Genomic DNA, 26,345 nt, shown 5'->3' on the forward strand with positions numbered 1-26,345 from the left:
AGAATAACATTACCTTAGGTAATACACGACGGACCTGAAGCGGCGGAGCAATCGGGCCCAGGAAAGCGCGGCCGCCGGTGCGGGACGTCGCGGGCAAGATCGCTTCAGTGCCCCTTCACGGCCTCACCTCCAGCTCGCCGTCGAGCGTCACCAGCTGGAAATCGGTGACATAGGCATCGACCGTCACCTGCCAGCGCCCGGCAAAGGGCACCACGACATCGCGAACCGCCCAATTGCCGTCGGTGAGCCTGATCGCCCGGCGCGTGAAGGGCGCGATGCCACGGGCCGACTGGGCAAGCGTCAAGCGGACATCCCTGGGTTCGAGCGGGCCGAAATCGGCCGACAGGAATTGCAGGTCGAAGCGGTTCGGACCGGCCGCGCCCGGGCTGACGGTCATCTGCACCATGCCCTTGTCGGTGTGGATGTGCAGACCGACCGGCACCTGGGCGACCGCGGCAAGCACGCGCGGCGGCGGGGTGAAGCGCCAGCCGGCGACCAGCCCCAGGATGGCAAGGACCAGCAGGATCTCGGCGCCGACCGAACGGACCAGCGCGCGCGCGTCGGCAGGGGCGCGGGCAAGCGCCGGGGTCAGCCGGTAGCGGTTGAGCGCGGCGAGCCCGAGAAGCGCCGCGACCAGCGCCAGCTTGGCTGAAAGCAGGCGGCCATAGCTGGTTTCGATCAGGGCCGCCGGGCTCTCGACCTGGATGACGGCCAGGATCAGCCCGGTAAGCGCCAGTCCCGCGACAAGCGGCGTGGCGAGCCGGGAAAAGCGCCACAGCACGGCGACGAATTCCGGGCCGGGACGGCGGGCCATCAGAGCGAGCGGCAGCAGCGCCCCGGCCCAATAGGCAGCGCCGAGCCCGTGCAGGAATACCGCGGCGCGTGTCAGCACCTGCGGCGGGGCGTGGGCGGCATGGCCGGTCATGGCGAGTGACAGGCCGACGCCGATCATGGCCGAGCCGGCAAGGAGACGGGCCAGGCCCGATGGCCGGCAGGCAAGCGCGGCCAGCGCCGCCAGCATGGCAACGGCGGCGAGCCCGAGCGCCGGGCCGAGCGAGGTGGCGCTCGCCGCGCGCCACGGCGCCGGGGAGGCCAGATCGGCAAGACCAAGCCCCAGGAGATCGAGGCCCTGCAGACCGAGCGACAGCAGCGAGGCGGCGAGGCCAAGGCAGAGCAAGGTCGCAAGCGACCCGGTGCGCCCCCCCGATGGCGCCAGGACCGTGATGAAAAAGGCCCCGCCGACGCCGGCGAACAGGCCGAGATAGAGTCCCAAGCGGCCGAGCCAGATCGCCCAGCCGAGGCCGGCGCCGGGATCGGCGAACATGCCCGCATGGGCGCCGGCGCCGCCCGAGAAGCGTCCGATCGAGAATTGCACCGTGCCGCTGACCGGATGACCGTCGGACGAGATGATCCGGTAGCTGACCACCTGGGTGCCGTGCGGCAGATCGACCGGCAGGCCGATGCGCAACGTGTCGTCCACGGCCGCCACCGTGACATCGCTGCGCGGCCGGCCGTCGGCATCGATCAGCTGGATCAACGCCGGCGCCACCGCTTCGTTGAAGCTCAACACCAGCACTTTCGGCGCCACCGCCACCATGCTGCCGTCGGCGGGCTCAGCCCTGACCAGCGTGGCATGGGCAAGCGCGCCGCCCGACCCGAACAAAGCGAGCCCGGCGAGCGTCAGCAGGATCCGGCCTGCGCAGGCTATCGCTGTCATGATCCGATCACTCCACCGTCCGTCTCCGCCCGTCAACGCCGCCGGCCCGCGGCCGAGGCGACCGCCGTGGCGGCGTCGCGCCGGAAGTCGGCGAACATGGCGGCGAGCGGCGCGGTGATGTCGGGACCAGCCTCGGCCGGCGTGCCCGCCCGGAACGGCGGCTCGGGCGCGTATTCAGCGAGCAGTTGCACCGATTTGGCATAGGCCTCGTCGCGCATCATGGCGACCAGCTTCAGGCCGAAATCGAGGCCGGCGCTGACCCCGGCCCCGGTCACCCGGTTGCGGTCGATGACCACCCGGGCATCGACCGGCTCGGCGCCGCCGGCGACGAGCAGGTCGCGCGCCGCCCAGTGCGAGGTCGCCTTGTAGCCCTTGAGCAGGCCAGCGGCGGCCAGCACCAGCGATCCCGTGCAGACGCTGGTGACCCAGGTCGCCCGCGCGCCGCGATCGGCGACGAAGCCAAGCGTCGCCGCGTCGCCGATGGCGGCGAGCGTACCGGTGGTGCCGCCCGGCACGAAGAGTACGGCGGCATCGGCCGGCGCTTCGTCGAAGGTCATGGTCGGCAGGATGGCGAATTTGGTGTCGGTCATGACCGGGTCGCGCGTCTTGCCGACCAGATGCACCTTGGCGCCCAGCGTGCAGGCGAAGGCATATTGCGGCCCGACGAGGTCGAGCGCGGTCATCTCGGGATAGACCAGCATGAGGATCTGGTCGTTGCGTCTGGCCATGTCCTGCCAGCTCATGGGCTGTCGCGTGGTCATGTCGGGTGCGTGCTCTCCCGGGGCGGCCTGGGCCGGCAGCGTGCGGGATGGGGCGAGAAAGGCGGGGCCGGCCACAAGGGCCGCCGCCGCGAGACCGGTAAAGTCTCGACGATCCATGGAAATCTCCGTCAGGCGGAGCCGGCCGCGCCGGGCGCGGCCGATCAGGCCTTGCGGTTGGGGATAGGGCACCGGCAGGCGATCGCGCCGGGCGACCGGTGAGAACGGCGAGAGCCCGCCCGTTGGACGAGCGGTCAGGCCAGAAGCGGCGGCCCGCGCGAGCGCGGCCGGTCGACCGCCCGCGCGGCCACGGCGAGCGCCGGCCTGGCGACGGCGCGCCCGGTGGCGACGCCGGCCGGTACCGGCAGGCCGGCCGTTGCAGGCGGCAGGCCGATCGCCGCAGTCAGCAGGCAGGCATCGCAGAGCCCGCTGCCCCGGCCGGGCGCGTGGACGGGCGGCTGCCCCGGGTCGTTCAGGCACCATGCGTCGGGCGAGCCGTCCTGCAGCAGTACCTGCAGAATTCCCGCACTCCCTGGCGTCGCCACGACCGGCGGCCGATGCGCCAGGCCGAGCCACAGCATCGCCACCGCATAGAGCGCGGCGAGGACGGGGCGCAGGTCGGGATGGCGCAGGCGGTTCAGCACGATGGGATGATCAGCATCGAAGCGGGTTGAAAGGTCAATGGTGGCGGCGGCATGGGTGTGGCGCGTCAACCCTCGCCCGCTTGCGGAAGAGGGTTGATGCACGCGCTGCCCTCACCGCATCACCTGGTCCTCGTCGTCCCAGGCGCCGGCGCGCAGATCGGCCACCCCCGCGACCAGATTGCGCTTCTCGATCTTGTTCGACACCGTACGCGGAAACCCTCCGACGAAAGCGTAATAGCGCGGCACCTTGAAGGCGGCGAGGCCGCGGCGGCAATGGTCGCGCACACGCTGGAACGGCAGGTCGTCCGGACCGCTCCCCTCTTTCAGCTGGATATAGATCTTGACCTCTTCGCCGCGTCTGGCGTCCGGCACGGGCACGGCCGCGCAGTCCTCGACCTCCGGCAATTCGCGCACCACCGCCTCGACCTCGCGGGCGGAGATGTTTTCCTGGGAGCGGCGGATCATGTCCTTGATCCGGCCGACCAGCCAGAGGAAGCCGTTGGCATCGGCCTCGAAGACGTCACCGGTGCGGAACCAGCCGCCGTCGCGAAAGGCGTCGGCATTGGCCTCCGGCTTGTTCCAATAGCCCTTCAGGATGGAACGGCCGCGCACCCAGAGCTCGCCACGTTCGCCCGGCGGCACGGGAGCGCCAGCCTCGTCCCGAATGGAGGTCTCGCGGAACGGCCCGTCAATGCCGACGGAGGCTGAATCATACATCTCGTCGAGCTCGGGCGGCATCCAGGTGCCCAGGCCGATCTCGGTCATGCCGAAGCTCTCGCGGGCCATGACACCGAAGCGGCGTTTGAAGGCGCGGCAGGTCTCGCCGTCCCAACCGAAGGCCGCCACCTGCCTCAGCGCGGTGTCGCGATCGTCGGCCGCCACGGGCTGGCGGGTGGCGAGCAGCGGGAATTGGCACCAGTCGACCCTGAACTGCTTGACCCAGCCGATGTAACGCGAGGCCGAAAGCTGCGGCGCGACGAACAGCGTGGCGCCCAGGCGAAAGCTCTTCAACAGGTGCCATTGCGGATCCATGTAGAAGAACGGCTGGGCGGTGAGCAGCCGGGTCGCCCGCATATGGTCCCAATGCAGCGCGGTGAACGACAGGATCAGCCAATATTCGTGGCTGAGCATGCAGCCCTTCGGAAAACCCGTCGTGCCCGAGGTATATTGCAGGTTGGCGAGATCATCCGGTGTCACCGTCTCGTCGAGGCAGGAGGTCTCCGGGGCGGCCGCCGCCAGCGCCTCGAACGAGGCCATGCCTTGGGGAACGGCGCCATCGACCACCACGACGCGGGTGTCGTCCAGTCCCTCCGGACGCCTGTCCATGGCCTGGAAGGTGTCGAGAAATTGCCGGTCGATGACGATGGCGCGGGCGCCGGAATCGCTGGTCACATAGTCGATCTCGCGCGGCGTGTAGCGCGTGTTCACCGGCACGTGAACGGCGCCGATCTTGGCCAAAGCCAGCCAGGTCAAGGGGTAGGCGATGCGGTTCGGCAGCATGACCGCGACCCGGTCGCCCTTGGCGATGCCGAGCGCGCGCAGCCCATGGCCGATGCGGTTGGTGGCGCGCTCGACCTCGGCATAGGTCATCCGCTCCTGCCGGTCGAAGACCTCGATGGCGACGGCATCGCCGAGCTCGCGGCAGCGCCGGGTGACGAAGGCGCCGATGGTGGTCGCCTCGAATTCGGCCTCCAGCGCGCGGGTGCGCGCCTTGGCCGCGGCGACCTTGCCGGGATCGATCATGCTCATTCCGCGGCCTCATGCTTGGTGCCGAAAAAGCCGGTGCCGGCGCCGTAGCCCTGATAGGCGACGCGCTGGAAACGGAACAGGGTCGCGGCATAGTCGATGGCCTGGTCGCGGGTCATGTCGCGCGCCCGCTCGGTGACCTCCATTTCCAGCCGGACCGCCACCGGGGGATGGGCGGCGATGCGCTCTGCCATGGCGCGCGCCGCCGGAATCAGGCCGTCACGGGCGACCACCCGGTTGATCAGATGGGCCGAAAGCGCGCGATCGGCGGCGATCCGCTCGCCGAGCAGCAGCATTTCCATGGCCACCGCCTGGGGAATGAGCGCGGCGAGCCGGGTCAGGCCGCCGGCGCCGGCCATGCCATAGGCGATCTCGGGAAAGCCGAATTCGGCCTCCGGCGTCGCCAGCCGGATATCGGACAGGAGCAGCAGGTAGATCAGCCCCTGCCCCAGGCAATAGCCGTCGACCGCGCCGATGATCGGCTTCAGCCGCTTGAGCCGCATCACATCCTGCTCCCAGCCCGGCCGGGTCAGGCCGGTGCGCGCCTCATGGACATGCGGAAAGAAATGAGCCTCCAGCGCCTCGTGCGGGGTCAGCTCCGGCAGGGTCGTCTTGATGTCGTCGCCGGCGCAGAACGAGCGGCCGGCGGCCCCGGTCAGGATGCCGACGCGGATAGCGGGATCGGCCACGAAATCCGCGAGCGCATCGAAGAGCTCGCGGTGCATCTGAGGCGTGAAGACGTTCACCTTGCCGTTGTCGATGGTGAAGGTCGCGATGGCGCCGTCCTTGGCGTAGATCAGGGGCATGTTCAGGCTTCCGTTGATTGCGTGCGCAGACGCAGGGCGGCGATCACCAGGATGCTCATGACCACGAGCACCAGGGTGGAGACCGCGGCGAGCAGCGGGGAGAAGCGCAGCGTCGCCTCGTCCCACATCAGTTTCGGCAAGGTCGCGTTGAGCCCGCCGGAGGCGAACAGCGCGATGTTGAGCTCGTCGAGCGAGACGACGAAGGCGAAGAGCGCGGCCGAGACGAGGCCGGTGCCGACGAGCGGCAACGTCACGCGCCGTGCGGTGACCCAGGGCGAGGCGCCGAGCGAGGCGGCGGCCTGGTCGAGCCGCCGGTCATAGGTCTTCAGGACGGCGACGACGGCGATGAAAAAGAACGGCAGCGCGATGACGGTGTGGCCGATGACCAGGCCGAGTGTCGTGCCGACGAGCCCCAAGCGCGCATAGAGGTAGAACAGCGACACCGCCACCACCATGCGCGGCACGATCAGGGGCGAGACCATCAGCGCGAACAACGCGCCGGCGCTCCAGCCGGTCAGCCGCAGGAAGGCGAAGGCCGCCGGCACGGCCACCGCGAAGCAGAGCAAGGCGGTGAGGAAAGCGACCAGGAAGGACAGCCCGGCGGCGCCCATCCAGAGCGGGGATGCGAAGATTTCGGCATACCATTTGAAAGTGAGCCCGCGCGGCGGCCAGGCGACGAAGCTCTGCTCCGAGACCGAAACCGGGATCAGGAAGAGGAGCGGCGCCAGCAGGAAAACGATGACCGCAACAGCGGCCAGGCTGGTGCCGCGGCCGCGCGACGCCGGTCGGCCCTCCCCCAGCGTCCGGCCGGCGAGCCGCGCCAGGCCGTCGCCGGTCGCATCGATCAGGCGCTGGCCGGAACGCGCGGCGCGCGCCGCGAGCCCCGTTGTGCCGAGGCCACCAGCGCGGACCTCGCCGGCGAGGCTCGACAGCCCGACCAGCCGGTCATAGAGCCAGAAGATGGCGAAGGCGGCGATCAGCAGCATCAGGCAGAGCACCGCGGCGAAAGGCCAGTTGGTCAGTTCCAGGATCTGCTGGATGACCAGTTGGGCGATCATCGTCTGGCGCACCGAGCCGAGCAGCGCCGGGGCGATGAAGAAGCCGAGCGCGGTGATGAACACCATCAGCCCCGCCGCCGTGACGCCGGGCATGGAGAGCGGCAGGAAAACCCGGAAGAAGGCCTGGACCGGCCGGGCGCCGAGCGTCTCGGCGGCGCGCACGACGCGCCGGTCGATGCCCTCCATGACGCCGAGCATGGTGAGAATGGCGAAGGGAGCCAGCACATTGGTCATGCCGACGACCACGGCGAACCAGCTGTAGAGCAATTCCTGTGACCGCTCGCTCAGCCCGCTGCCGGTCAGCATGGCGTTGACCGGCCCGTTGCGGCCGAGAATGACGATCCAGGCGAAGGTGCGCACCAGAAAGCTCGACCAGAACGGCAGCAGCACGAACAGCGCCCAATAGGAACGCCGGCTCTTGTCGGTGGTCGCCAGGAGATAGGCGACGGGATAACCGATGACGATCGAGGCGAGCGTCACCCAGAAGGACAGCTTGATGCTGGTCCACATCACTTGGCCATAGGCGGCGCTGGCGAACAGGCGTTCGACATGGAGGCTGCTGAGCGCGCCCGCCTCGGTGGTCAGCCCGCGCGCCAGGAAGCTCAGCACCGGTTGCAGGAAGAACAAGCCGAGCAGCGCGAGGACCGGGGCGAGCAGGACCAGCGTGGAGGCCCGCCGGCGCAAGACCGCGGCGGTCATGACGGCGCCCCTTCATTCAACGGCACCACGTCGGCGGCGGTGACGGCGCAGCGGACCTGGTCACCGACCGTGAAGCCGGATGTGGCGCTGCCGAGTTCGACGGCGTTGAAGGCAAGGCCGTCCGGACTGCGCAATGCAAAGCGCCGGATGCCACCGAGATCGAGCACGGCCTCGACCTCGGCCGGGAAACCGGGCCCCGCCGGGGCGAGGCGGATGCGCTCGGGACGGATCAGCACCGGGACCGGCCCTACCGTGGCTGCCGCGGGCGCCGCGCAGGCAAGCCGCGGCCCGGCCTCCAGAGCCACGTGCCAGGCGCCATTGGCCTCATCCAGCACGCCCCGGGCAATATTGGACTCGCCGATGAACTCGGCGGCGAACCGCGAGCGCGGCCGGTTGTAGAGATCGGTCGGCGCATCGACCTGGGCGACCCGGGCATTGGCCATCAGGCAAATGCGGTCGGACAGGAGCATCGCTTCGTCCTGGTCGTGGGTGACATAAACGATGGTCGCGCCGAGCTCGCGGTGCAGCTTGCGCAATTCGAGTTTCAGCTCTTCGCGCAGCTTCTTGTCGAGCGCACCGAGCGGCTCGTCCATCAGCACCAAGGCCGGCTTGAACACGATGGCGCGGGCGAAGGCGACGCGCTGCTGCTGGCCGCCGGAGAGTTCACGCGGATAGCGCTGCCCAAGATGCGGCAGGCGCACCAGCTCGAGCGCCCCGGCCACGGCGCGCGCGATATCGGGGCGCGCCATGCGTCGCATTTCCAAGGGAAAAGCGACGTTCTCGGCGACGGTCAGATGCGGAAACAGCGCGTAGTTCTGAAACACCAGGCCGATATCGCGCCGATAGGCCGGACGCTCGGTGATGTCCTCGCCCTCCAGCAGGATGCGGCCGGCGGAGGGCTCGACCAGGCCCGCGATCATCATCAAAAGCGTGGTCTTGCCCGAACCGGAGGGCCCGAGCAGGGTCAGGAACTCGCCGCGGCGGACGTCGAGCGTGGTCGCTTCCAGCGCCGCGGTCGGGCCGTAGCGCTTGGCGATGCCTGAGATCGACAGCTTGGTGTCGGCGGCGGAGGGTGGATTGGGCATCAGCATGGGGGGCTTCCGGACAGGCGGACCGCGCCGGCGGGCGCGGCGTGGAGAGAGAGGTCAGCTGACGACCCAGCGATTGAACAGGTCGGCGGCGCGGTCGCGATTACCGGCCCAAAAGCCGACATCGATGAGCAAGGCGCTGCGGCTGTTGTCGGGATGGGTCGGCAGCGCCCGGGCCTTGGCGGCCGGCACGAAATCGATCGCCTTGGCGAGCGAGGGGCCGTAGCCGGTCGCCTCGGCGAACACCGCCTGGCGCGCCGGCTCCAGCGCGAAGGCGATGAACTCGCGGCACAGCGCGGCGTTGGGCGTGCCCTTCAGGATCGCCCAGCCCTCGGTCTGCCACAGCGCCTGCTCCCACATCAGCGCCACCGGCGCGCCGCCATTGATCGCGACCTGCGCCCGGCCGTTCCAGGTCGGGCAGTAGTCGACCTCGCCGGATTGCAGCAGCTGCGAGCTCTGCGCGCCCGAGGTCCACCAGACCGCGATGTCCTTCTTGATCCGGTCGAGGCTCGCGAAGGCCCTGCCGAAATCGCAGGGATAGAGCGATTTCGGATCGACGCCGTCGGCCAGCAGCGCCTGCTCGATGGTGTCGAAGGGAAATTTGCGCATGGCGCGCTGACCCGGACGGCCGCGCACATCCCAGAAATCGGCCCAGGATTTCGGCGGGCTCTTCACCTTGTCGGTGCGATAGGCCAGCACGGTGGCGACCACGTCATTGGCGGCGTAATGCGGCGCCTTGAACATGTCGGGCAAGGCCTGGAAGCCGGCCGCGGCCTCGATGCCGAGCGGTTCGAGATAGCCCGGGCCGTCCTGCGCCAACTGGTCGGCGGTGGCCCGGCTGACGATCGCCATGTCCCAGGTGAAGGTTTTGGTCTCGACCATTTGCTTGATCAGCCCGGCCGGCTCGTGCTGGGCGGTCACCGGCACCACCTTGATGCCAGTCGCCTGCTCGAAGGGCCTGGCATAGGCATCGGCAAACGAACTGCCGATGCCGAGGTCGCGCACCACGATGCGGCGGGCCTGGGCGCCGGCCGATGTGACGATGAAGGGGGCCGCGACAAGCCCTGCCCCGGCTTTCAAGGCGGATCGGCGGTCGAGATTCACGGTCATGACGTCACCTCCAAATTTCTGACGCTAGTGTCAGTTTTGCGAAAACGTGACACGTATGTCAGAAATATGCAAGAGCGATTCATGGGCCGGATGCGCCCGCCATTTTCGGACGGCCGGCGCCGAAGGGGACCGCGTTTTCATGCCGAGATCAGTGAAATCCGCTGCCCCGCCCGCGGCTATGCCCACCGCTCCAGGCGGCGAGGCCGGCCTGCCCGACGCGCCGCGTTTCGTCGACCTGTTGAAAGCAGAGGCCGATGCGCCGGACTTGAGAAAGGGCGAGCGGACCCGGCGGCTGGCGCGCTACGCCACGGCACGCTGCCTGGAACAGGTCACCTTCGCGCAATTGAGCATGGACCAGATCGCCGTCGAAGCTGGGGTGTCGCGCGCGGCGATCTACCAGTATTTCCGCTCCAAGGAGGACGCGGTCCGCGACGTGATGACCGATTTCCACGACCGGACCATCGCGTTTCCGCGCACCGCCACCCAGAGCCTGACGCCGTTCGACGCGATCTATCGCACCAACCGCTATTACATCGACTATTTCGCCCGCAACGCCGTGCTGATGGAACGGGTGCGCGAGCTGCGCGACGCGCTGCCGGAGCTCTTGCGCGAGCGCCAGCGGATCAACGCCTCCTGGGCCCGGCGCATTCTCGCCAATGTCATGCGCCAGGGCCCGCTCATCGCGTCGCAGGCGGCCATCGAACTGCGCATCGTCTGCCTGGAATGCATGGTCGACGACGTGCTGCGCGAGGCCTTCGTCATCGGCAATCCGGCGCTGGCGACCGCCCGCGACGACCCCGACGCCTTCGCCCGTGAGATCACCGCCATCTGGTACCGGGCGATCTATCCGACACGCGACAGCGAACAAGATTGAGGCCTCGCACCCTTTCCAAGCCCCGCCATGCGCCGGAGCACAGCGCCGCGCTTCGAAATTTGCTAGTCTCCCGACGGCTTGGCCCTGACCGGGGAGAACACGGATGACGCTTCAGTCGAGACTCCTGTCGGGCAACCAGCGGCTGAGGGATTGCGAGACCCGGGACGCCGCCCATGTCGTGCCGGGCGATCACGGCGCCCATGTCGGGCTGATCCAGCAGGCGCTGATCCAGCTCGAGGACGAGCCGATCGCCGTGACCGAACTGACGACGGAAACCTATGGCGCGACGACGGCTGCCGGTGTGCTGCGTTACAAGACCAAGCGGAAGATCATCAACAAGGCCTATCAGCAGCAGGCCGACAACATCACCGGCCGGATGACCATCAAGAGCCTCGATGACGAGATGGCGAAACTGGAGGCCGGCCCGGTGGCCGGGGACCTGCAGGTGGCCATGCTCCGGCCGATCCTGAAGCGACTGACCTGAACCGCAAGGCCCGCTTGCCGCCACCACGGGGGGACGTCGTCATGGTGCAATTCCTGGATGACAACACGAAGTTCGACATCCTGCCCAATGCTGTTCGCCAGACGCTGGAATTCGGCCCCACCCGCTTTTTCACCACCCTGACGCCAGGCCTGAACATCGCTCAGCTGGAGGCGAGCCTGAACGCCGGCAATGCGCTATTCGGCAATGCCCAGGTGGTGCACGCCATGCTGTTCAACGCCGAGGCCATCGTGGTGTCGGCCAAGGACGGCGCGCCGCGCTTTCCCGAGATCGACCTGCGCAGCCGCTTCGATTTCGGTTTCGTCCAGGGCATCAAGATGTCGGATTTCCGGGTAGAATTCTGGGGCCGGTTCAAGGGCCACGGGCGCACCATCACCCATATTTCCATGCCCAACAGCTTCGAGATCGACACCCACCCGCTGTCGCAGCCATTCACCCGGGTCGAAGCCGAACGCTTCGAGATCATCAACGTCACCCAGGCCGCCAGCAAGTTCAATTTCCTCAAGGTGCGGGTGGAGGGAGCAGATCACCCGCTGCTGTCGTTTTCCCACACCATCGACCATCCCACCCACGGCTCTTCGGCGCCGAACCTGGTGAGGCAGGTCAGTTTCAAGAACGAATTCCGGACTATCTTCTGCCTTCGCGAGAAAAAGACCGGCGACTTCACCCCGATCAGCTCCACCGGCTGGACCATCCAGTTCAATCACGTCGTCAGCTACACCCAAAACGGTGCAAACCAAGTGGTAGCCGACAACAGCCCGGGCGCGAGCATCCCGCGGAAAGGCAATCCGGCCAATATCGACGCGGTCGATCGCAGCATCCTCGGCATGGCCAAGGCCGGCGCGCCACTGCTGACGCCGGCGATCCTGGCGGCGCGTTTCGCCACCGGATCGTCGCGCCGGACGGTCACCCCGATCGCCGAGAACGAGGAATTGCCGGGCTCGAACTTCTTCACCTGACCGCGCGGCGAAAACCGCGAGGCCCGCTCAATGCCGCGGCATGGTCACCGTCGGCGCGAGCCGCGTCTGGGCGGCGAGCCGGATCGCGGCATTGGCCGCGCCGTAACCGGAATAGCCCTTGCGCTCGACAAGCTCGAAGAACAGGCCTCCCTCCAGCGTCTCGGTATAGGCGTGGAAGAATTCGCCGCCGATATCGCGGTCGTAAAGCACGTGGTCGGCCTTCAACCGGTCGATCGCGGCGGGCTCCAGGTCGGTACGCGCCTCCAGGTCGTCATAGTAGTTTTCCGGGATCGGCAGCAGCGCGATGCCATTGGCCTTGAGTCTCGCGATCGTCGCGTGGATGTCGTCGGTCCGAAACGCGATATGCTGGACGCCGGAACCGAAGAAGTCGTTGAGGAAGCGGGCCGACAGCGTGCGGTGACTCTGCGAGGCGTTGAGCACCAGGCGCAGCGTACCGGCCTGGTTCTCCACGATCTGGCTCTGCACGATGCCGCCGGGGTCGAGCACATCGAACACCGGGCCTTTGCCGACATCGAAAAGCGAGGTGTAGAACAGCACCCAGCTGAGCATTTCCTCGTAGAGCATCGACTGCGAGACGTGGTCGACGGTGACGAGGCCAGCGCCCTCGCCCGCGCCCGTCACCGGCTCGAAATCGACCTCCCACCATCGGCCGAGCCCAGAGGTCTCGTCGACGAAATAGAGCAGGCTGCCGCCGACGCCGCGCACCGCGGGAATGTCGAGTTCGCCCGGCCGCACCACTTGCGCGAAGGTCTGGTCGTGCAGGCCGAGCGCCCGTTCCATCGTGGCCTTGGCATCGGCTACCTTCAGCGCGAGGGCGCAGACGGAGGTGCCGTGGGTGATGTAATGGGCGTGGGCGAAACCGTCCTTGTCCCAGTTGAGCACGACATGGATGTCGCCCTGCCGCCACAGCACCACGTCCTTGGAGCGGTGCTGGCCGGCCTTGGCGAAGCCGAGGGCGGCGAGCACGGTCTCGAAGCTCTCGACCGCGTCTTCGCCAATGGCGAATTCGATAAAGGCGATGCCCGAACATTCCGCCGGGCCCGGCATGGCCGGTACGCCCGGCACCGGCTTACCCCTGGCGCGGGCGAGCCGGTCCATCATGTTGATCAGCGAGCGGTTGCCGTCGACCGCGATGCCGCGGGCGGAGCCGGCGCGGAACCGGTCGTTGAAGATCTCGAGCGACAACAGGCCGTCATAACCGGTGGCGTCGAGCGCCTGCATGAAGCTGTCGAGCGGAAGATCGCCCTGCCCCGGCATGCAGCGCCAGTGCCGGCTCCAGGACAACAGGTCCATGTCGAGCAGCGGCGCATCGGCAACCTGCACCAGCGGGATGCGATCGCGCGGGATGGCCCGCATGGCGGAAAGATCCGTGCCGCGCGCCAGAATGTGGAACGTGTCGAGAATGATGCCGACATGAGGGTGGTCGGCGCGGCGCACGATCTCCCAGGCATCGCGATAGTCATTGACATGGCGGCCCCAGGCGAGCGCCTCGTAGCCGATACGGAGGCCGCGCGCCTGAGCCCGCTGGCCGAGCTCGGCAAAATCGGCGGCCGCGCGGTCGATCCCCCCGAACGATTCCGGCGAGACGTTGGAACAAACCAGAAGCAGGTCGCAGCCGAGTTCGCCCATCAGGTCGAACTTGCGCTCGACGCGGTCGAAGACGCGGGCGCGTCTCGGCTCAGGCATGCCCTCGAAATCGCGGAACGGCTGGAAGGTGATGATGTCGAGGCCGAGATCGGCGGCGATCTTGCGGACATCCGCCGGCGAACCGGGGAAGGACAGGAGGTCGGCCTCGAAGATCTCGACGCCGCGAAAGCCGGCCAGCGCGATGGCCTCGAGCTTTTCGGTGAGCGTGCCGGCGAGCGAGACGGTGGCGATGGAGAGGATGGTCATGGGTCAGGTGGCCTCTCGTTGGAATGGCAGGTTCATAGGGATGCACGGCGCACCTGCGCTCCGCGCCAAGAAGAAGCGGCGAAACGACCCTCTCCCGAAGGGAGAGGGTGGCAGCGTCAGCTGCCGGGTGAGGGGTCGTCCATCTCCGGCTGGGGCAGCGTACGAAACGAGCATTCGTGCCCAGTTCGTAACGCCCACGCCCCTCACCCGGGTCCTGACGGACCCACCCTCTCCCTATGGGAGAGGGTTGATTCCGGCGCCCTCACGCGGCCCCTCCTATGGGAGAGAGGTAATTCCCGTGTCTTCACGCCACCTCGACATGGCCGCCGAGGAACAGTTGGCCGACCCGCGGGTCCGCCAAGATCGCCTGCGCCGTGTCGTGCATTCTGGTCTGCCCCTGTTCCAGCACGATCGCCTCGTCCGAGATCGACAGCGCGCTCTTGGCGTTCTGCTCGATCAACAGGATGGTGGTGCCGCGCGAACGCAGGTCCTTCAGGATCTGGAACACCTCCTGCACCATCAAGGGTGACAGGCCGATGGAGGGTTCGTCGATCAGCACGAGCTTCGGTTCGAGCAGCAGGCCGCGGGCGACCTCGAGGATCTTCTGCTGGCCGCCCGACAGCGTCGAGGCCTGGGCGTCGGCCTTGTCACGCAGCATCGGGAAACGGTCCATGGCACGCGCGATGCGGCCGTCGAGATCGGTGACGCCGGGAATGGCCACCGCGCCGAGCTCGAGATTGTGCCTGACGGAGATCTCGGGGAAGACGTTGCGGCCCTGCGGCACATAGGTGATGCCGCGCGCGATCAGGTCGCGCGGGGTGCGGCCGGTCACGTCCTTGCCGTCGAAATGGATCCGGCCGGACTGCACCTTGAGGAGCCCGAAGACGGTCTTGAACACGGTGGATTTGCCGGCACCGTTGGGACCGATCACCGTGGTGATGGTGCCGCGCTTCACCGCGAAGCTGGTGCCATTGAGAATGGTGATGGAGCCATAACCCGCGACCACCTGGTCGAGCGTCAGCACGGCGTTCGAAGGGTCCATGTCAGCCTCCCAGATAGGCGTCGATGACGGCCTGGTTTCGCCGGACCTCTTCCGGGGCGCCTTGCGCGATGATGCGCCCCTCGGCGAGCACGATGACCCGGGTGCAGAGGCTCATGACGAAGTCCATATTGTGCTCGATGACGACGAAGGTGGTGCCGACCTCGCGGTTATAGGCGGCGAGCCGTTCCTTCAGGCCCTCCAGCATGGTCGGATTGACGCCACCGGCCGGTTCGTCGAGCAGCACGAGGCGCGGGCCGGCCATGAAGGCCATGGCGGCGTCGAGCAGTTTCTGCTGGCCGTAGGAGAGTCGGCCGGCCTTCTCATTGGTGAGATGGCCGAGCCGGAAGAAGCCGATCATGGTCTCGGCCTTGGCGCTCAAGCCCGCGTCACGCGGGCCGACGAGCCTGGAGAAGAGCGAGCCGACATGTTCCTGGCCCGCCAGGATCAGGTTTTCCTTCACCGTCAGGTCCGGGAAGACCTGGAGGAGCTGGAAGGTGCGGCCGACGCCGCGCCGGTTCATCTCGGAGGGCCGGAGACCCGTGATGGTCTTGCCATCGAGCGCCACCTCGCCCTCGCTCGGCAGGATCTGGCCGAGAATGCAGTTGAACAGGGTCGACTTGCCCGAGCCGTTCGGCCCGATCAGGCCGAGCACTTCGCCCGGCTGAACGTCGAAGGAGACATTCGACACCGCGGTGATGCCGCCGAACCGGCGGGTGACGTTGCGAACCGAAAGAACCGGGTTCATGAGCGCCGCCTGAGAGCGCGAAGGGCCCGTTCGCCGAGGCCCAGGATGCCGCCGGGGCACAGGATCAGCAGCACCAGCACGGAAGCCGCGAAGATCAGGAGATAGAGCCCGCCGGTGAAGCGCAGCCATTCCGGCAAGGCCACCGCCAGCAGCGCGCCGATGAACGGGCCGATCATGAAGCCGGCGCCGCCGCAGATCACCATCAGCACCAGGAAGAACGAGGCCGACAGCGAAAAGGGCGAGGGGTCGATGAACTCGACCAGCGGCGCATAAAGGCTGCCTGCAAAACCGCCATAGGCCGAGCCGATGGCGAAGGCCATCAGCGTATAGAGCCGGGTGTCGATGCCGAGGCTCGACGCGCGCACCGGGTTCTCGCGCAGCGCCAGAAAGGCGCGGCCCCAGGGGCTTTTCACCAGCCACCAGAGCGCCAGGGCCAGCACCAGGGTGACGCCGACGACGAAGCGGTGGAAGGCGAGCGCGCCATCGGTCGGAAAGCCGAAGACGGACGGCCGCGGGATATTGGCGAGGCCGAATGTGCCGCCCGTCAGCCATTGCTCGTTGCGCATGATCAGCCAGGCGACGGTGGCGAAGGCGAGCGTGACGAAACCGAGATAGTGGGCCCGCACCCGCAGCGCCGGAAAGCCGATGACGATGCCGACCACGAAGCAGGCCAGGCCGGACAGGCCGAAGGCGGCGATCCATGGCACACCCGCCTTGGTCAGCAGCGCCGTGGTATAGGCGCCGATGCCGAGAAAGGCCGCCTGGCACAGCGCCTTCAACCCGGCATAGCCGAGGATCAGGTTGAGCCCCATGGCGGCGATCGACGTGACCAGCCAGAGCGAGAGCACATAGGTGCCGTAGCGGCCCATATTGACCGGCACGAACCACAGGACGGCCGCGCCGACGAACAGGGTGACCAGCGCCATGTCGGTGGCAGCGAAAAGCGAAGCGAGCCGGGAGGCGGGCTTGCCCGAGGTATCGACGGCGCTCATACCCGGCGCTCCTCTTTCGAGCCGAACAGGCCTTCGGGCTTGACCAGGATGACGATGACCAGCAGCACCAGCGGCACGGCCATGCGGTAGCTGGTCGAGACATAGGAGGCGGCGAGCGCGTCGACGACGCCGAGCAGGAGGCCGCCCCAGAGCGCGCCGCGCACCTGGTTGAAGCCGCCGACGATCGCCGCGATGAAGGCCGAGAGACCGATGACGTCGCCATTGGAGAATTTGGCGAGATAGATCGGCGAGACCAGGAAGCTCGCCATGGCGGCAAGGCCGGCATTGATCAGGAAGGTGTAGAGGATCATCCGGTCGACGGGGATGCCGAGCAGCAGCGCCACATAGGGGTTCTGCGCGGTCGCCTGCATCTGCCGCCCGGTGCGGGTGCGGGTGACGAACCATTGCAGCAGGCCGATGGCGGCGAAGGCGACCGCGATCACCAGGATGTTCTGCCAGGAAATGGCGGCGCCGAGCAGGTCGAGATTGCCGGCCGGTGCGAGCGAGGGAAACACCTGGGCCTCGGCCGAGAAGAAGTCCTTGGCGCTCTCCTTCATCAGGATCGACAGTGCCATGGTGGCGAAGGCCAGCGGCAGCACGCCCTGGCTGATCATCTGGTCGACCAGCAGGCGCTTGAAGCCGAAACCGAACAGCAGGACGAAGGCGGCGGTGCCCAGGATCAGCGCCAGCCAGACCGGCAGGCCGAAGGTGAGCGTTCCGACCAGCACGAAGATCGCCGGCAGCATGACGAATTCGCCCTGGGCGAAATTGATCGTCTGCGAGGTCTGCCAGACCAGCGTGAAACCGATCGCCGCGAGGGCGTAGATGGCGCCGGTGGCAAGGCCGGCAATGAGGATCTGGACAAGTTCGGCCATGACCGGACAGCCTTGGTTGGCGAGGCGCTGCAGGGGCGGCCTCTGGGTCGAAAATGGGTCTGCGGATGATCCTGTCGAAGGCGCTCAGCCTGGATCGAACTCACACCTGAACCACCGCCCCCACCTCTCCCCGTCGGGGAGAGGTCGCCGCGAAGCGGCGGGAGAGGGGGCGAGGCGCCGGCCGATCAAGGGCCATGCGAAAGCGATATCGCCTGTTCCGAGAGGTCTATTCCCCCTCTCCCGGGCTTCGCCCGACCTCTCCCCGCCGGGGAGAGGTGATGGGGCGCCTTCCCGGAGAGGCCAAGAAAGTGCCTCCCGGAGAGACGAGTGCAGCACCTTGCCGGAGAGGACGCCCCTCCCCGCGTCTCAACCGCCGGGACGGCCCGTCGGGTTGATCATCGGCAAGGTGACGTTGATCACCTGGCGGCCGTTGATCACCTCGCCGAGAAAGCTTTCGCGATCGAGATCGCCGTTCTGTTCGATCCGCGTCGTCATCAGGATGCCCGGCTCCATCGCCGGCGTGATGGTGGCGCCGCGCAGCGTATCGGCGAGGCCCTTCTTGTCGAAGCGGCCCATCTTCTCGGTCGCCCATTTGATCATGAACACCGCCATATAGCCCTTGATGCCATTATGGTCGGGGGTCGAATTGAACCGCTCGCGATAGAGCCGGCCGAATTCCTGGAAGGCCGGTACCGGCGCATCGACGGAGAGGCCGACATGGCCGCGTGCGCCGTTGGCGGCGTCGCCCGCGAGTTCGATCACCTTCTGGCCGAGCAGCGTGGTCTCGCCGACCAGCGGCGCCGAAATGCCCTGCTGGCGGGCGGCGCGCAGGAAGCGGGCGCTCTCGTCCTCGTTCAGATAGACGAAGACCGCGTCGGCGCCGGAATTCTTGATGCGGATGGCGTCCGCCGCGAAATCGGTCTGGCCCGGCTCGGACGAGATATCGGCGATCACGGTCATCCCGCGGCTGGTCAGCTCCGGAATGATGGCGTCACGGCCACCCTTGCCGAAATCGTTATTGACGAAGATCACCGCCACCTTGGTCGCCTTGACCACGTCCTTCAGATAGGTGGCGATCTTCGGCATGGCCGCCGCCTGGCTGAGCGAGGTGCGGAAGATATAGGGATTGCCCTGGCGGGTGAGGCCGGCCGCCTCGCCGCCGACGAACTGGGCAACCTCGGCGCGCTGGGCGATCTGCATGGAGGCGCCGATCGGGCCGGAGAAGACCGGGCCGAGCACGGCATAGGTGTCCTCGTCGATGGCGCGCTGGACGGCGGCGCGCGAGGCGCCCGGATTGGTCTGGGTGTCGTAATGGACGATCTGGATCTGCCGGCCGAGAATGCCGCCGCGGGCATTGATATGGGCCACCGCGAGATCGATGCCGTTGCGCCAATTGGTGCCGGCGGTGGCGCCGGCGCCCGACAATTCGGCGACGTCGATCAGCTTGACGGTCTGCTGGGCGGAAGCCGGCAGCACCAGGGCAGCGGCCATGGCCAGGCCGGCAGCCCAGGATTTCAGGTTCAGTCGTATCATGGTCTTCGGTCCTCCCTTTGATCGTTTCAGTCCGTTGGCCGGACTTGCTTCCCTCTTATGAACTCAGCCGGCTTTTGTCTCGGCATGAATGCTCGCCGTCAACGGCGAGATGCCGCGCGCCGCCATAACCCGGTCGAAGGCGCCGTTCATGGCGCTTTCCGAGCCTTCGAGCCCGGTGAACAGCCGGAAACCGTCGAGCGCCTGGTGAATGACCAGGTCGCGACCGGTCATGATGCGCGCGCCACGCCGGTGCGCTTCGGTCAGGAGCGGCGTGAACAAAGGCGAATAGACGACGTCGATGACCACATGGGCCGCCGAGATGAGTTCAGGCGACACCGGACTCCTGACATCCGGCGCCATGCCGAGCGGTGTGGCGTTGACGATGCCGCCGACGCCCTCCAGCGCCTCCTCCACCGAACCGGCGACGACGAGGCCCGTGCCGGCATCGAGCCGGGCCGCCAGATCCTCGGCCTTGGCGCGGTCCTGGTCGAACAGGCGCAGCTTGGGCCCGCCGGGATAATGCAAGGCGAAGACGATGGCCCGGCCGACGCCGCCGGCGCCGATCACCGCAACCGTTGCCGGCGCGGCCTTGGGCGCCGAAGCCGACGCGAAGCGCTGAAAGGCGGTGCGGAAACCGGTCATGTCGGTGTTGTGGCCGACCAGCCTGCCGTCGCGCACCACCACCGTATTGACCGCGCCCATGGCGGCGGCGGCCGGCGCGACCTCGTCGAGCAGGCCGACGATGGCTTCCTTGTAGGGAAAGGTGACGTTGATGCCGGCAAAACCAACCGCGCGGACGCCGTCAAGGATGGTGCGCAGCCGCGCCTTGTCGGCGCCGGCGACTTCGATCAGATGGTAATAGGCCTCGATACCGGCGGCGCGCGCCGCCGCCTCATGCAGGGCTGGCGAAGCCGAGCTTGCGATCGGCGCGCCGAGCAGGCCGATCAGCACCCGTCTGGTCCCGGTCTGAGGTCCGGCCTTGGCCACGCGCTTTCCCCTGATCTTCGGCCCCGCCTTGCTTTGCGGGATTTGCCTGATGCTGCCATGGTACTGGCCATAACGCGATGACCAACATGGAAGGGATACCTAACATGATGTTCATTTCTGGGGATGATGCGAGCAGCGTGCGGCCCATGCCCCCTCACGATCCGGCGTGCATCGCGCAGGCAGCTCGACCCGTTGGCTCATGCGCCCAAAACGGTCTGTTTTCCGCGTCTGCGCGCGCATGAGCGATAGAAAACACTTCTATAAATCAAAATTCAAACTATCGTGAGCTATAGAAAGGTTCGCTATCACTCATGGCCTGGAACTGGCAGCAGACGGCTTGGCCTCAATTCACCTATGATCCAAAGGCCCTGGAGCCGCTGGAAAGGCAATTCCTGCTTCACGGCGGAGAGTTCATAGGGGCTTTCAAGCATGTCGGACCAGAAGATCGGGACATGCTCCGGATCGAGCTGATCAGCGACGAAGCGCTGAAGAGTTCGGCCATCGAGGGCGAAACTCTCGATCGGGAGAGTGTGCAATCCTCGCTTCGCCAGCAATTCGGGCTCGGTGGCGGGGCTTCACGCATCCCACCCGCCGAACGTGGCATCGCCGAAATGATGGTCGACCTCTATCGCGGTTTCGCCAATGAGTTGACCCATCAAACCTTGTTCGCCTGGCACAGGATGCTGATGAGCGGGCAGCGCGGCCTTCAGGTCATTGGCGGCTACCGCACGCATGCCGATGCCATGCGGGTGGTCTCGGGTGCTCATCATGAACCCGTCGTGCATTTCGAAGCACCGCCATCGGACCGGATGAAAGCGGAGATGGATCGTTTCGTCGCCTGGTTCAACGACACGGCGCCGGGCGGAAAAACTCCGCTGCCGGCATTGGCCCGCGCCGGCATCGCTCATTTGTATTTCGTCAGCGTGCATCCGTTCGAGGACGGCAACGGCCGCATCGGGCGTGCGCTTTCGGAAAAATCGCTGGCGCAGAATCTCGGCCAGCCCAGCCTCATCGCGCTGGCCTACACGATCGAGCGCAGCCGCCGAGCCTATTACGTGGCACTTGAGCGCAATAACAAGACAACGGAAATCACCGACTGGCTCGTCTATTTTGCCGAGACGGTGGTCGACGCCCAGGGCACGACGATCAGGCGCATCGATTTCCACGTCGCCAAGGCCAAATTTTTCCAAAGGCTGCACGGCGCGTTGAACGGCCGACAGGGAAAGGTGATCGCCCGGATGTTTCGCGAGGGCATCGACGGTTTCAAGGGCGGCCTGAGCGCCGAGAATTACATCGCCATCACCAAGACGTCGCGCGCGACCGCCACACGAGACCTGCAGGATATGGTTGCCAAGGGGGCACTGACGCGCACCGGCGAATTGCGTCACACCCGCTATCATTTGAACCTCGCAGACGCCTGACGACGGTTGCAGGGCGCGAAGCGAACCCACCTGGGTCGCGACCGGGCCGGCGGGATCAGGGACGCGCCGACGCCCCGCCTCAGACGAGGCGACAGGCCTCGTCGAAATCGAGGCGCGGCAGCCGCTCCCGCAACTGGGCGGCGTCGCCATGGCCGAGATTGATCAGCATGTCGGACTTCCAGGGACTGCCCTGGAGAAAGGCGGCGTCGACCATCGGCCGGTCGAAACCGGACATCGGGCCGGTGTCGAGGCCGAGCGCGCGGGCGCTGAGGATCAGGTAGGCCGCCTGCAGCGCGCCGTTGCGCAGGGCGGTCTCGGCGGCGAATTCCGGGCTGATGGTGAACCAGGGCTTGGCATTGGCATGGGGAAACAGCCGGGGTAGCGCGTCGAAATAGGCGGCATCGTGAGCGACGATGACGGTGACCGGAGCGGCCATGGTCTTGGCGAGATTGCCCTTGCTGAGCGCCGGCGCGAGCTTCTGCTTGGCTTCGGGCGAGCGGACGAAGATGAAACGCGCAGGCGAGCAATTGGCCGAGGTCGGGCCCATTTTTGCGAGCTCGTAGACGTCCTTCAGCAAGGCATCGCTCACCGGCAGGTCGCGCCAGCCATTATGGGTGCGTGCCTCGGTGAACAGGATGGCGAGCGCCGCCGGATCGAGCGGCCGATGGACAGAGCCTCGGGTCATGGCATCGGCTCCCTCAGGAAGTCGAGAACCAGGGCATTGAAGACCTCCGGCTCGGTCACGGTAAAGCCATGGCCGCCCTCCGGCACCAGCGACAGGCGTGCCGCCGGCATGGCCTCGGCCAAAGCCTGCGAGCAGGTCCAAGGCACCAGCAGGTCGTCGCGCGAGGCCGCGACCAGGGTCGGCACATGGATGTCGCCGAGCCGGCCGGCCATATCGAAGGCGCTGAGCGCGCCGATCCGCCGGAGCAAGGTATCGACCCCTTGAAAATGTCTGACGCCCTCGGCGGTCTCGGCCGCCGCGCGGCCGGCATGGCGCGACAGCCAGGGCGCGGGGAACAGAAAGATCGGCTGGGCGCGGACATAGGCCTCGACGCCCGAATTCATGAGCAGGTCCTTGCGCATGGCGAAGCAGTTCAAGGTATGCGGATCGGCCTTGGCCCAGGCATTGACCAGGATGAGCTTCCGCAGCCGGTGCGGCTGCCGCTGCGCCAGTTCGAGCCCGACCAAGCCACCGAGCGCATGGCCCATGACATGGCAGCGGCCGATGCCGAGTTGGTCGATGATCCCGATGACATCGTCGGCCATGGCCGAGATCCGATAGCCTTCAGGCAATTCGGCGCGGTTCCGGCCGGTGCCGCGCTGGTCATAGGTGACGACGCGATAGTGCTCGCCTAGCGCGGCGATCTGGGGCTTCCAGAAGGCACCGAGCCCGCCGAGGCCGGCCGACAGCAGGACAGTCTCGGCATCCGGCTCGCTGCGTCCGTGAAGCTCGAACTGCATCATCCTCAGCCCGGTTTTCCGACAATGATTTGGCCGATATGGGCAATGGTGGCGATCTCGACGAGCGCATCCGGTTTCACCAGGCCGCACTGGATGCAATAGCGCGCCGGCTTGTCGCCCGGGAAATACTCGGCATAGACCGCGTTGACCGCGCCGTAATTGGCCCAGTCGGTGACGAAGATATGGTTCATGGTGACGTCGGCCATGGTGCCGCCGGCCGCCTCGATCACCGTCTTGATGGTCTCCAGCACGTGGCGGGTCTGGGCCGCGGCATCGCCGACATGAACGACGTTGTTGTCCTTGTCGAAAGGCAGCGTGCCCGAGACATAGACGACACCGTCGGCCATGGCGCCGGGCGAATAGGGCGCCAGCGGCTTGCCGGAGCCGGGCGGGATGATCGCGGTCATGGGCATGGAAGCTCTCCGGTTTTCGGGATCATGATGGACGCCGGTGGAAGCGGGTTCAGTCGGCAGGCTGCTGCGAGATCGTGCCGCAGAAATCGGCGACCGTGGTGACCCAGCCGAAAAAGGTTTCGATGTTGAACAGCGCGGCCCTCTGGGCAAAATCCGGCCCCGCCTGATGGGTCGCATCCTCCAGCACCACGCCGAAATATTCGAGGTGGAAAGCATCGCGCAGCGAGGATTCGACGCAGACATTGGTGGCGATGCCAGTGAAGACCAGATTGCGGATGCCGCGGGCGCGCAGGACGCTGTCGATATTGGTATTGAAGAAGCCGCTGTAACGGCTCTTCGGGATGACGATATCCCCGGGTTCGGGCTTCAGGGCATCGACGAGAGCATAGTCCCAGCCGCCCTTGGCGAGCAGTTGGCCGGCAAGCTCAGGGCGCCTGCGCATGGTCTTCAAGGCATTGGACTTGTACCAGTTGGGCGATCCGGGCCCGCCCGCTTCGGCATAGTCCTTGTCCCAGCCGTTCTGGAAGAAGATCACGGGAATGCCGGCGGCACGTGCCGCCTCCACCGTGGTCCGGATCTTGTCGATCGCCGCAGCCGCGCCGGAAATGTCGAAACCGGCGAGATCGAGATAGCCGCCGGGCGAGGCATAGGCGTTCTGCATGTCGACGACGATGACCGCCGTCTCCTTGAGGTTGATCCGGAGCGGCTCCGGCCGCGCCGGCAAGGTCACGGCCGCGCCCGGCGGACCGATCGGGGCGAAGCCCGCGGCAACCGTCTCGGAGCCGGCCATCACGCGACCTCCGCGAGCGTCGCGACATGCCGGCGCGAGGTCATCAGCGGCTGGATGCGCTGACCGAAATCATCCATGCCCTTGATGAAATCGTCGAAGGTCAGCAGCACGCCGCCAGTGCCGGGCACGGTGGCGACCTCGTCGAGCATGCGCGCGACGTTTTCATAGGAGCCGACCAGGGTGCCCATGTTGAGATTGACGGCGGAGGTCGGATCGGCGAGCTGGCGGACATTGGTATCGGCGCCCGACTTGGTGTCGGCCGCGCCCTGCACGGTGAGCCAGGCCAGCGCCTCGGTATCGGCGCCGGCCTTGTAGCGCTCCCACTTGGCCATGGCCGCTTCATCGGTCTCGTCGGCGATGATCATCATCAGCACGTAGCAGGAGACGTCGCGGCCGGTCTTGTCGGTGGCGGCGCGCAGCCGATCGGTGACCGGAGCAAAGGCGGTCGGCGTGTTGAGGCCCTTGCCGAGGCAGAAATTATAGTCGGCATGTTGGGCGGTGAAGGCCATGCCCGCCTCGCTCTGGCCGGCGCAGATGATCTTCATCTCGCCCTGGGGTTTCGGGCTGACGCGGCAATCCTCCATCTGGAAGAATTCGCTCTTGCGGTCGGAGCGGCCGGTGGCCCAGAGATCCCGGAGGATCTGGACATATTCGGCGAGATATTCGTAGCGGCGGCTGAAATAGTCGTCGCCCGGCCAGAGCCCCATTTGCGAATATTCCGGCTTCTGCCAGCCGGTGATGACGTTCAGGCCGAAGCGGCCGTTGGAAATGGAATCGATGGTGGAAGCCATACGCGCGACGATCGCCGGCGGCATGGTCAAGGTGGCGGCGGTGGCGAACAGCTGGATCCGGCTGGTGACCGCGGCAAGGCCCGCCATCAGCGTGAAGGATTCGAGATTGTGGTCCCAGAACGCGGTCTTGCCGCCGAAGCCGCGCAGCTTGATCATCGAGAGCGCGAAGTCGAGGCCGTAGTGCTCGGCTTTCAGCACGATCTCCTTGTTGAGATCGAATGTCGGCATGTATTGCGGGGCGGTCTCGGAGATCAGCCAACCATTGTTGCCGATCGGTATGAACACGCCGACATTCATCGCTTGCTCCTCGGGCTTAGCGGAGCGCGGTTTCCGGGCGGATGGTCCGCCGTGGCCGCCTCCAGGGGCTCGTCCAACCAAAATGCACGCGCCGTGCCAGGCCACGGATCCTTGATTTTACAAAGGCTTGGAAAGTCCCTCTGGATGAATTCGGACCAAGTGGTCCGAAAAAGATTAGATAGTCCGCATCGTCTTCGCAAGCCTGCCTAACTCTTGGTCAACAGGGCTTGGTGCCTGCGCAACGCTTGCGAGCCGGTGGCAGCCCGTGCCAAGTGGCTGCCATGCCCCCGCCGGCCAAACCCGCCAGCCCGACATCGCCCGCCGCCAAGGCGCGGCGCACCATGCCACGACGTGCCACGGCCGACACGCCGGCAAAGGCGTCCGACGCGGCGGTCGAGGCGCCCGACCACCTAGCCGAGGCCGTGCCGCAGCGCCGCAGCCGCAAGATCGCAGCCAAGCGCACCGCGATCCTGGGCGCGGGGCTGAAGCTGTTCTCGCGCTATGGCCTGCACGGCGCGACCATCGAAGAGATCGCCAGGGCGGCCCATGTTTCCAAGACCAATCTCTTCTATTATTTCGCCTCCAAGGAAGAGATCTATGTCGCGATCCTGCGCCAGCTGCTGGAAAGCTGGTTCGCGCCGCTCGACGGCCTCAGGCCTGAGGCCGATCCGGTCGCCGCGATCGGCGCCTATATCCGGCAAAAGGTGATCTTCTCGCGCGACAATCCGGACGCCTCACGGCTGTTCTGCCTGGAAATCGTGCAGGGCGCGCCGCTGCTCGGACCTGAATTGCGTGGTGTCCTGAAAGCGGTCGTCGATGCCAAGGCCGGCGTCATCCGCGCCTGGGTCGCCGCGGGCAAGCTCGCGGCCGTCGATCCCCATCACCTGCTCTTTTCGATCTGGGCAACCACCCAGCACTATGCCGATTTCGCCGCGCAGATCGATGCCGTCATCGGCCGCGACCTGACCGACGAGGCCTATCTCGAAGAGACCATCGCCAATATCCAGCACATCGTGGTCGACGGCGTCAGGCCAAGGGGCGCGGGAGTGTAGTAGCTGCGGCCGTCGCCCCACGCGTCAGAGAAGCCCATGAAAATGACCCTCTCCCAGAGGGAGAGGGT

Annotated in this window: 25 protein-coding genes; 5 read left to right on the top strand and 20 right to left on the bottom strand. The window is 66.9% G+C overall.

What is annotated here, in order from left to right; genetic code table 11:
• Positions 1-115 precede the first annotated feature (115 nt).
• The 8 genes from AC07WJ_RS19715 to AC07WJ_RS19750 all read right to left on the bottom strand — a co-directional run bounded on the left by AC07WJ_RS19715 (position 116) and on the right by AC07WJ_RS19750 (position 9,626).
• Positions 116-1,717 carry a copper resistance CopC/CopD family protein gene (locus tag AC07WJ_RS19715; protein WP_494936338.1) on the bottom strand — a complete coding sequence of 534 codons (1,602 nt, stop codon included), beginning with the start codon at positions 1,715-1,717 and terminating at the stop codon, positions 116-118.
• A 32-nt stretch (positions 1,718-1,749) separates the two neighbouring features.
• On the bottom strand, positions 1,750-2,595 hold the full coding sequence (locus tag AC07WJ_RS19720; protein WP_494936339.1) for a DJ-1/PfpI family protein: 846 nt from the start codon (positions 2,593-2,595) through the stop codon (positions 1,750-1,752).
• A 134-nt stretch (positions 2,596-2,729) separates the two neighbouring features.
• Positions 2,730-3,188 (bottom strand): hypothetical protein, encoded by a 459-nt coding sequence (locus tag AC07WJ_RS19725; RefSeq protein WP_494936340.1) that lies wholly within the window; start codon positions 3,186-3,188, stop codon positions 2,730-2,732.
• 42 nt (positions 3,189-3,230) lie between these two features.
• On the bottom strand, positions 3,231-4,868 hold the full coding sequence (locus AC07WJ_RS19730) for a class I adenylate-forming enzyme family protein (RefSeq protein WP_494936341.1): 1,638 nt from the start codon (positions 4,866-4,868) through the stop codon (positions 3,231-3,233).
• A complete protein-coding gene (locus AC07WJ_RS19735) occupies positions 4,865-5,671 on the bottom strand; it encodes an enoyl-CoA hydratase/isomerase family protein (RefSeq protein ID WP_494936342.1) in 807 nt (268 codons plus the stop codon). The genes AC07WJ_RS19730 and AC07WJ_RS19735 overlap by 4 nt, the downstream gene beginning before the upstream one ends.
• A 2-nt stretch (positions 5,672-5,673) precedes the next feature.
• Positions 5,674-7,428, bottom strand: a complete 1,755-nt coding sequence (locus AC07WJ_RS19740) for an ABC transporter permease subunit (protein WP_494936343.1) — start codon at positions 7,426-7,428, stop codon at positions 5,674-5,676.
• Positions 7,425-8,519 carry an ABC transporter ATP-binding protein gene (locus AC07WJ_RS19745; RefSeq protein WP_494936344.1) on the bottom strand — a complete coding sequence of 365 codons (1,095 nt, stop codon included), beginning with the start codon at positions 8,517-8,519 and terminating at the stop codon, positions 7,425-7,427. The genes AC07WJ_RS19740 and AC07WJ_RS19745 overlap by 4 nt, the downstream gene beginning before the upstream one ends.
• Positions 8,520-8,573: 54 nt before the next feature.
• The gene (locus tag AC07WJ_RS19750; protein WP_494936345.1) at positions 8,574-9,626 is read right to left on the bottom strand and encodes an ABC transporter substrate-binding protein; all 1,053 of its coding nucleotides are present in this window, start codon (positions 9,624-9,626) and stop codon (positions 8,574-8,576) included.
• Between the two features lie 178 nt (positions 9,627-9,804).
• Here AC07WJ_RS19750 and AC07WJ_RS19755 point away from each other — a divergent pair, with 178 nt between their 5' ends.
• From AC07WJ_RS19755 to AC07WJ_RS19765, 3 genes are all read left to right on the top strand, one after another.
• On the top strand, positions 9,805-10,500 hold the full coding sequence (locus AC07WJ_RS19755; RefSeq protein WP_494936346.1) for a TetR/AcrR family transcriptional regulator: 696 nt from the start codon (positions 9,805-9,807) through the stop codon (positions 10,498-10,500).
• Positions 10,501-10,603: 103 nt separating this feature from the next.
• A complete protein-coding gene (locus AC07WJ_RS19760; RefSeq protein ID WP_494936347.1) occupies positions 10,604-10,984 on the top strand; it encodes a hypothetical protein in 381 nt (126 codons plus the stop codon).
• 41 nt (positions 10,985-11,025) lie between these two features.
• Positions 11,026-11,961 carry a hypothetical protein gene (locus AC07WJ_RS19765; protein ID WP_494936348.1) on the top strand — a complete coding sequence of 312 codons (936 nt, stop codon included), beginning with the start codon at positions 11,026-11,028 and terminating at the stop codon, positions 11,959-11,961.
• A 27-nt stretch (positions 11,962-11,988) separates the two neighbouring features.
• Here AC07WJ_RS19765 and AC07WJ_RS19770 read toward each other — a convergent pair whose 3' ends face one another.
• The 7 genes from AC07WJ_RS19770 to AC07WJ_RS19800 form a co-directional block, all read right to left on the bottom strand.
• On the bottom strand, positions 11,989-13,875 hold the full coding sequence (locus tag AC07WJ_RS19770) for a bifunctional sugar phosphate isomerase/epimerase/4-hydroxyphenylpyruvate dioxygenase family protein (RefSeq protein WP_494936349.1): 1,887 nt from the start codon (positions 13,873-13,875) through the stop codon (positions 11,989-11,991).
• A 304-nt stretch (positions 13,876-14,179) separates the two neighbouring features.
• Positions 14,180-14,917, bottom strand: a complete 738-nt coding sequence (locus AC07WJ_RS19775; RefSeq protein WP_494936350.1) for an ABC transporter ATP-binding protein — start codon at positions 14,915-14,917, stop codon at positions 14,180-14,182.
• 1 nt (position 14,918) lies between these two features.
• The gene (locus tag AC07WJ_RS19780) at positions 14,919-15,662 is read right to left on the bottom strand and encodes an ABC transporter ATP-binding protein (protein WP_494936351.1); all 744 of its coding nucleotides are present in this window, start codon (positions 15,660-15,662) and stop codon (positions 14,919-14,921) included.
• Complete coding sequence (locus AC07WJ_RS19785; protein ID WP_494936820.1) at positions 15,659-16,588, bottom strand: branched-chain amino acid ABC transporter permease; 930 nt, start codon at positions 16,586-16,588, stop codon at positions 15,659-15,661. Before AC07WJ_RS19785 ends, AC07WJ_RS19780 begins: the two co-directional genes overlap by 4 nt.
• A gap of 62 nt (positions 16,589-16,650) precedes the next feature.
• A complete protein-coding gene (locus AC07WJ_RS19790; protein ID WP_494936352.1) occupies positions 16,651-17,529 on the bottom strand; it encodes a branched-chain amino acid ABC transporter permease in 879 nt (292 codons plus the stop codon).
• 366 nt (positions 17,530-17,895) lie between these two features.
• Complete coding sequence (locus tag AC07WJ_RS19795) at positions 17,896-19,062, bottom strand: ABC transporter substrate-binding protein (RefSeq protein WP_494936353.1); 1,167 nt, start codon at positions 19,060-19,062, stop codon at positions 17,896-17,898.
• A gap of 63 nt (positions 19,063-19,125) precedes the next feature.
• Positions 19,126-20,049 (bottom strand): shikimate dehydrogenase, encoded by a 924-nt coding sequence (locus AC07WJ_RS19800; RefSeq protein WP_494936354.1) that lies wholly within the window; start codon positions 20,047-20,049, stop codon positions 19,126-19,128.
• A 311-nt stretch (positions 20,050-20,360) separates the two neighbouring features.
• Here AC07WJ_RS19800 and AC07WJ_RS19805 point away from each other — a divergent pair, with 311 nt between their 5' ends.
• Positions 20,361-21,470, top strand: coding sequence for a Fic family protein (locus tag AC07WJ_RS19805; RefSeq protein ID WP_494936355.1), 1,110 nt, complete (start codon positions 20,361-20,363; stop codon positions 21,468-21,470).
• Between the two features lie 79 nt (positions 21,471-21,549).
• Here the strand turns inward: AC07WJ_RS19805 and AC07WJ_RS19810 are convergent, their stop codons facing one another.
• The 5 genes from AC07WJ_RS19810 to rutA are packed head-to-tail and all read right to left on the bottom strand — an operon-like array spanning position 21,550 to position 25,225.
• Positions 21,550-22,155 carry a malonic semialdehyde reductase gene (locus tag AC07WJ_RS19810; RefSeq protein WP_494936356.1) on the bottom strand — a complete coding sequence of 202 codons (606 nt, stop codon included), beginning with the start codon at positions 22,153-22,155 and terminating at the stop codon, positions 21,550-21,552.
• Positions 22,152-22,937: a pyrimidine utilization protein D gene (gene rutD / locus AC07WJ_RS19815; protein WP_494936357.1), complete on the bottom strand. Its 786-nt coding sequence runs from the start codon at positions 22,935-22,937 to the stop codon at positions 22,152-22,154. The genes AC07WJ_RS19810 and rutD overlap by 4 nt, the downstream gene beginning before the upstream one ends.
• Before the next feature lie 2 nt (positions 22,938-22,939).
• Positions 22,940-23,347 (bottom strand): pyrimidine utilization protein C, encoded by a 408-nt coding sequence (rutC, locus tag AC07WJ_RS19820; RefSeq protein WP_494936358.1) that lies wholly within the window; start codon positions 23,345-23,347, stop codon positions 22,940-22,942.
• Between the two features lie 49 nt (positions 23,348-23,396).
• The gene (gene rutB, locus AC07WJ_RS19825) at positions 23,397-24,137 is read right to left on the bottom strand and encodes a pyrimidine utilization protein B (RefSeq protein WP_494936359.1); all 741 of its coding nucleotides are present in this window, start codon (positions 24,135-24,137) and stop codon (positions 23,397-23,399) included.
• A complete protein-coding gene (gene rutA, locus AC07WJ_RS19830; RefSeq protein WP_494936360.1) occupies positions 24,137-25,225 on the bottom strand; it encodes a pyrimidine utilization protein A in 1,089 nt (362 codons plus the stop codon). The genes rutB and rutA overlap by 1 nt, the downstream gene beginning before the upstream one ends.
• Before the next feature lie 341 nt (positions 25,226-25,566).
• Here rutA and rutR point away from each other — a divergent pair, with 341 nt between their 5' ends.
• Positions 25,567-26,277, top strand: coding sequence for an HTH-type transcriptional regulator RutR (gene rutR / locus AC07WJ_RS19835; protein ID WP_494936361.1), 711 nt, complete (start codon positions 25,567-25,569; stop codon positions 26,275-26,277).
• Positions 26,278-26,345: the final 68 nt, after the last annotated feature.

The organism is Phreatobacter sp. GW821-FHT04C01, from assembly GCF_059420385.1.

Excerpts from the sequence above, each read along its gene's own strand:
- AC07WJ_RS19715 (WP_494936338.1), bottom strand. The coding sequence starts at position 1,717 with ATGACAGCGATAGCCTGCGCAGGCCGGATCCTGCTGACGCTCGCCGGG.
- AC07WJ_RS19720 (WP_494936339.1), bottom strand. The coding sequence starts at position 2,595 with ATGGATCGTCGAGACTTTACCGGTCTCGCGGCGGCGGCCCTTGTGGCC.
- AC07WJ_RS19730 (WP_494936341.1), bottom strand. The coding sequence starts at position 4,868 with ATGAGCATGATCGATCCCGGCAAGGTCGCCGCGGCCAAGGCGCGCACC.
- AC07WJ_RS19735 (WP_494936342.1), bottom strand. The coding sequence starts at position 5,671 with ATGCCCCTGATCTACGCCAAGGACGGCGCCATCGCGACCTTCACCATC.
- AC07WJ_RS19740 (WP_494936343.1), bottom strand. The coding sequence starts at position 7,428 with ATGACCGCCGCGGTCTTGCGCCGGCGGGCCTCCACGCTGGTCCTGCTC.
- AC07WJ_RS19745 (WP_494936344.1), bottom strand. The coding sequence starts at position 8,519 with ATGCTGATGCCCAATCCACCCTCCGCCGCCGACACCAAGCTGTCGATC.
- AC07WJ_RS19750 (WP_494936345.1), bottom strand. The coding sequence starts at position 9,626 with ATGACCGTGAATCTCGACCGCCGATCCGCCTTGAAAGCCGGGGCAGGG.
- AC07WJ_RS19755 (WP_494936346.1), top strand. The coding sequence starts at position 9,805 with ATGCCCACCGCTCCAGGCGGCGAGGCCGGCCTGCCCGACGCGCCGCGT.
- AC07WJ_RS19760 (WP_494936347.1), top strand. The coding sequence starts at position 10,604 with ATGACGCTTCAGTCGAGACTCCTGTCGGGCAACCAGCGGCTGAGGGAT.
- AC07WJ_RS19765 (WP_494936348.1), top strand. The coding sequence starts at position 11,026 with ATGGTGCAATTCCTGGATGACAACACGAAGTTCGACATCCTGCCCAAT.
- AC07WJ_RS19770 (WP_494936349.1), bottom strand. The coding sequence starts at position 13,875 with ATGACCATCCTCTCCATCGCCACCGTCTCGCTCGCCGGCACGCTCACC.
- AC07WJ_RS19775 (WP_494936350.1), bottom strand. The coding sequence starts at position 14,917 with ATGGACCCTTCGAACGCCGTGCTGACGCTCGACCAGGTGGTCGCGGGT.
- AC07WJ_RS19780 (WP_494936351.1), bottom strand. The coding sequence starts at position 15,662 with ATGAACCCGGTTCTTTCGGTTCGCAACGTCACCCGCCGGTTCGGCGGC.
- AC07WJ_RS19785 (WP_494936820.1), bottom strand. The coding sequence starts at position 16,588 with ATGGCGCTGGTCACCCTGTTCGTCGGCGCGGCCGTCCTGTGGTTCGTG.
- AC07WJ_RS19790 (WP_494936352.1), bottom strand. The coding sequence starts at position 17,529 with ATGGCCGAACTTGTCCAGATCCTCATTGCCGGCCTTGCCACCGGCGCC.
- AC07WJ_RS19795 (WP_494936353.1), bottom strand. The coding sequence starts at position 19,062 with ATGATACGACTGAACCTGAAATCCTGGGCTGCCGGCCTGGCCATGGCC.
- AC07WJ_RS19805 (WP_494936355.1), top strand. The coding sequence starts at position 20,361 with ATGGCCTGGAACTGGCAGCAGACGGCTTGGCCTCAATTCACCTATGAT.
- AC07WJ_RS19810 (WP_494936356.1), bottom strand. The coding sequence starts at position 22,155 with ATGACCCGAGGCTCTGTCCATCGGCCGCTCGATCCGGCGGCGCTCGCC.
- rutD (WP_494936357.1), bottom strand. The coding sequence starts at position 22,937 with ATGATGCAGTTCGAGCTTCACGGACGCAGCGAGCCGGATGCCGAGACT.
- rutC (WP_494936358.1), bottom strand. The coding sequence starts at position 23,347 with ATGCCCATGACCGCGATCATCCCGCCCGGCTCCGGCAAGCCGCTGGCG.
- rutB (WP_494936359.1), bottom strand. The coding sequence starts at position 24,137 with ATGGCCGGCTCCGAGACGGTTGCCGCGGGCTTCGCCCCGATCGGTCCG.
- rutA (WP_494936360.1), bottom strand. The coding sequence starts at position 25,225 with ATGAATGTCGGCGTGTTCATACCGATCGGCAACAATGGTTGGCTGATC.
- rutR (WP_494936361.1), top strand. The coding sequence starts at position 25,567 with ATGCCACGACGTGCCACGGCCGACACGCCGGCAAAGGCGTCCGACGCG.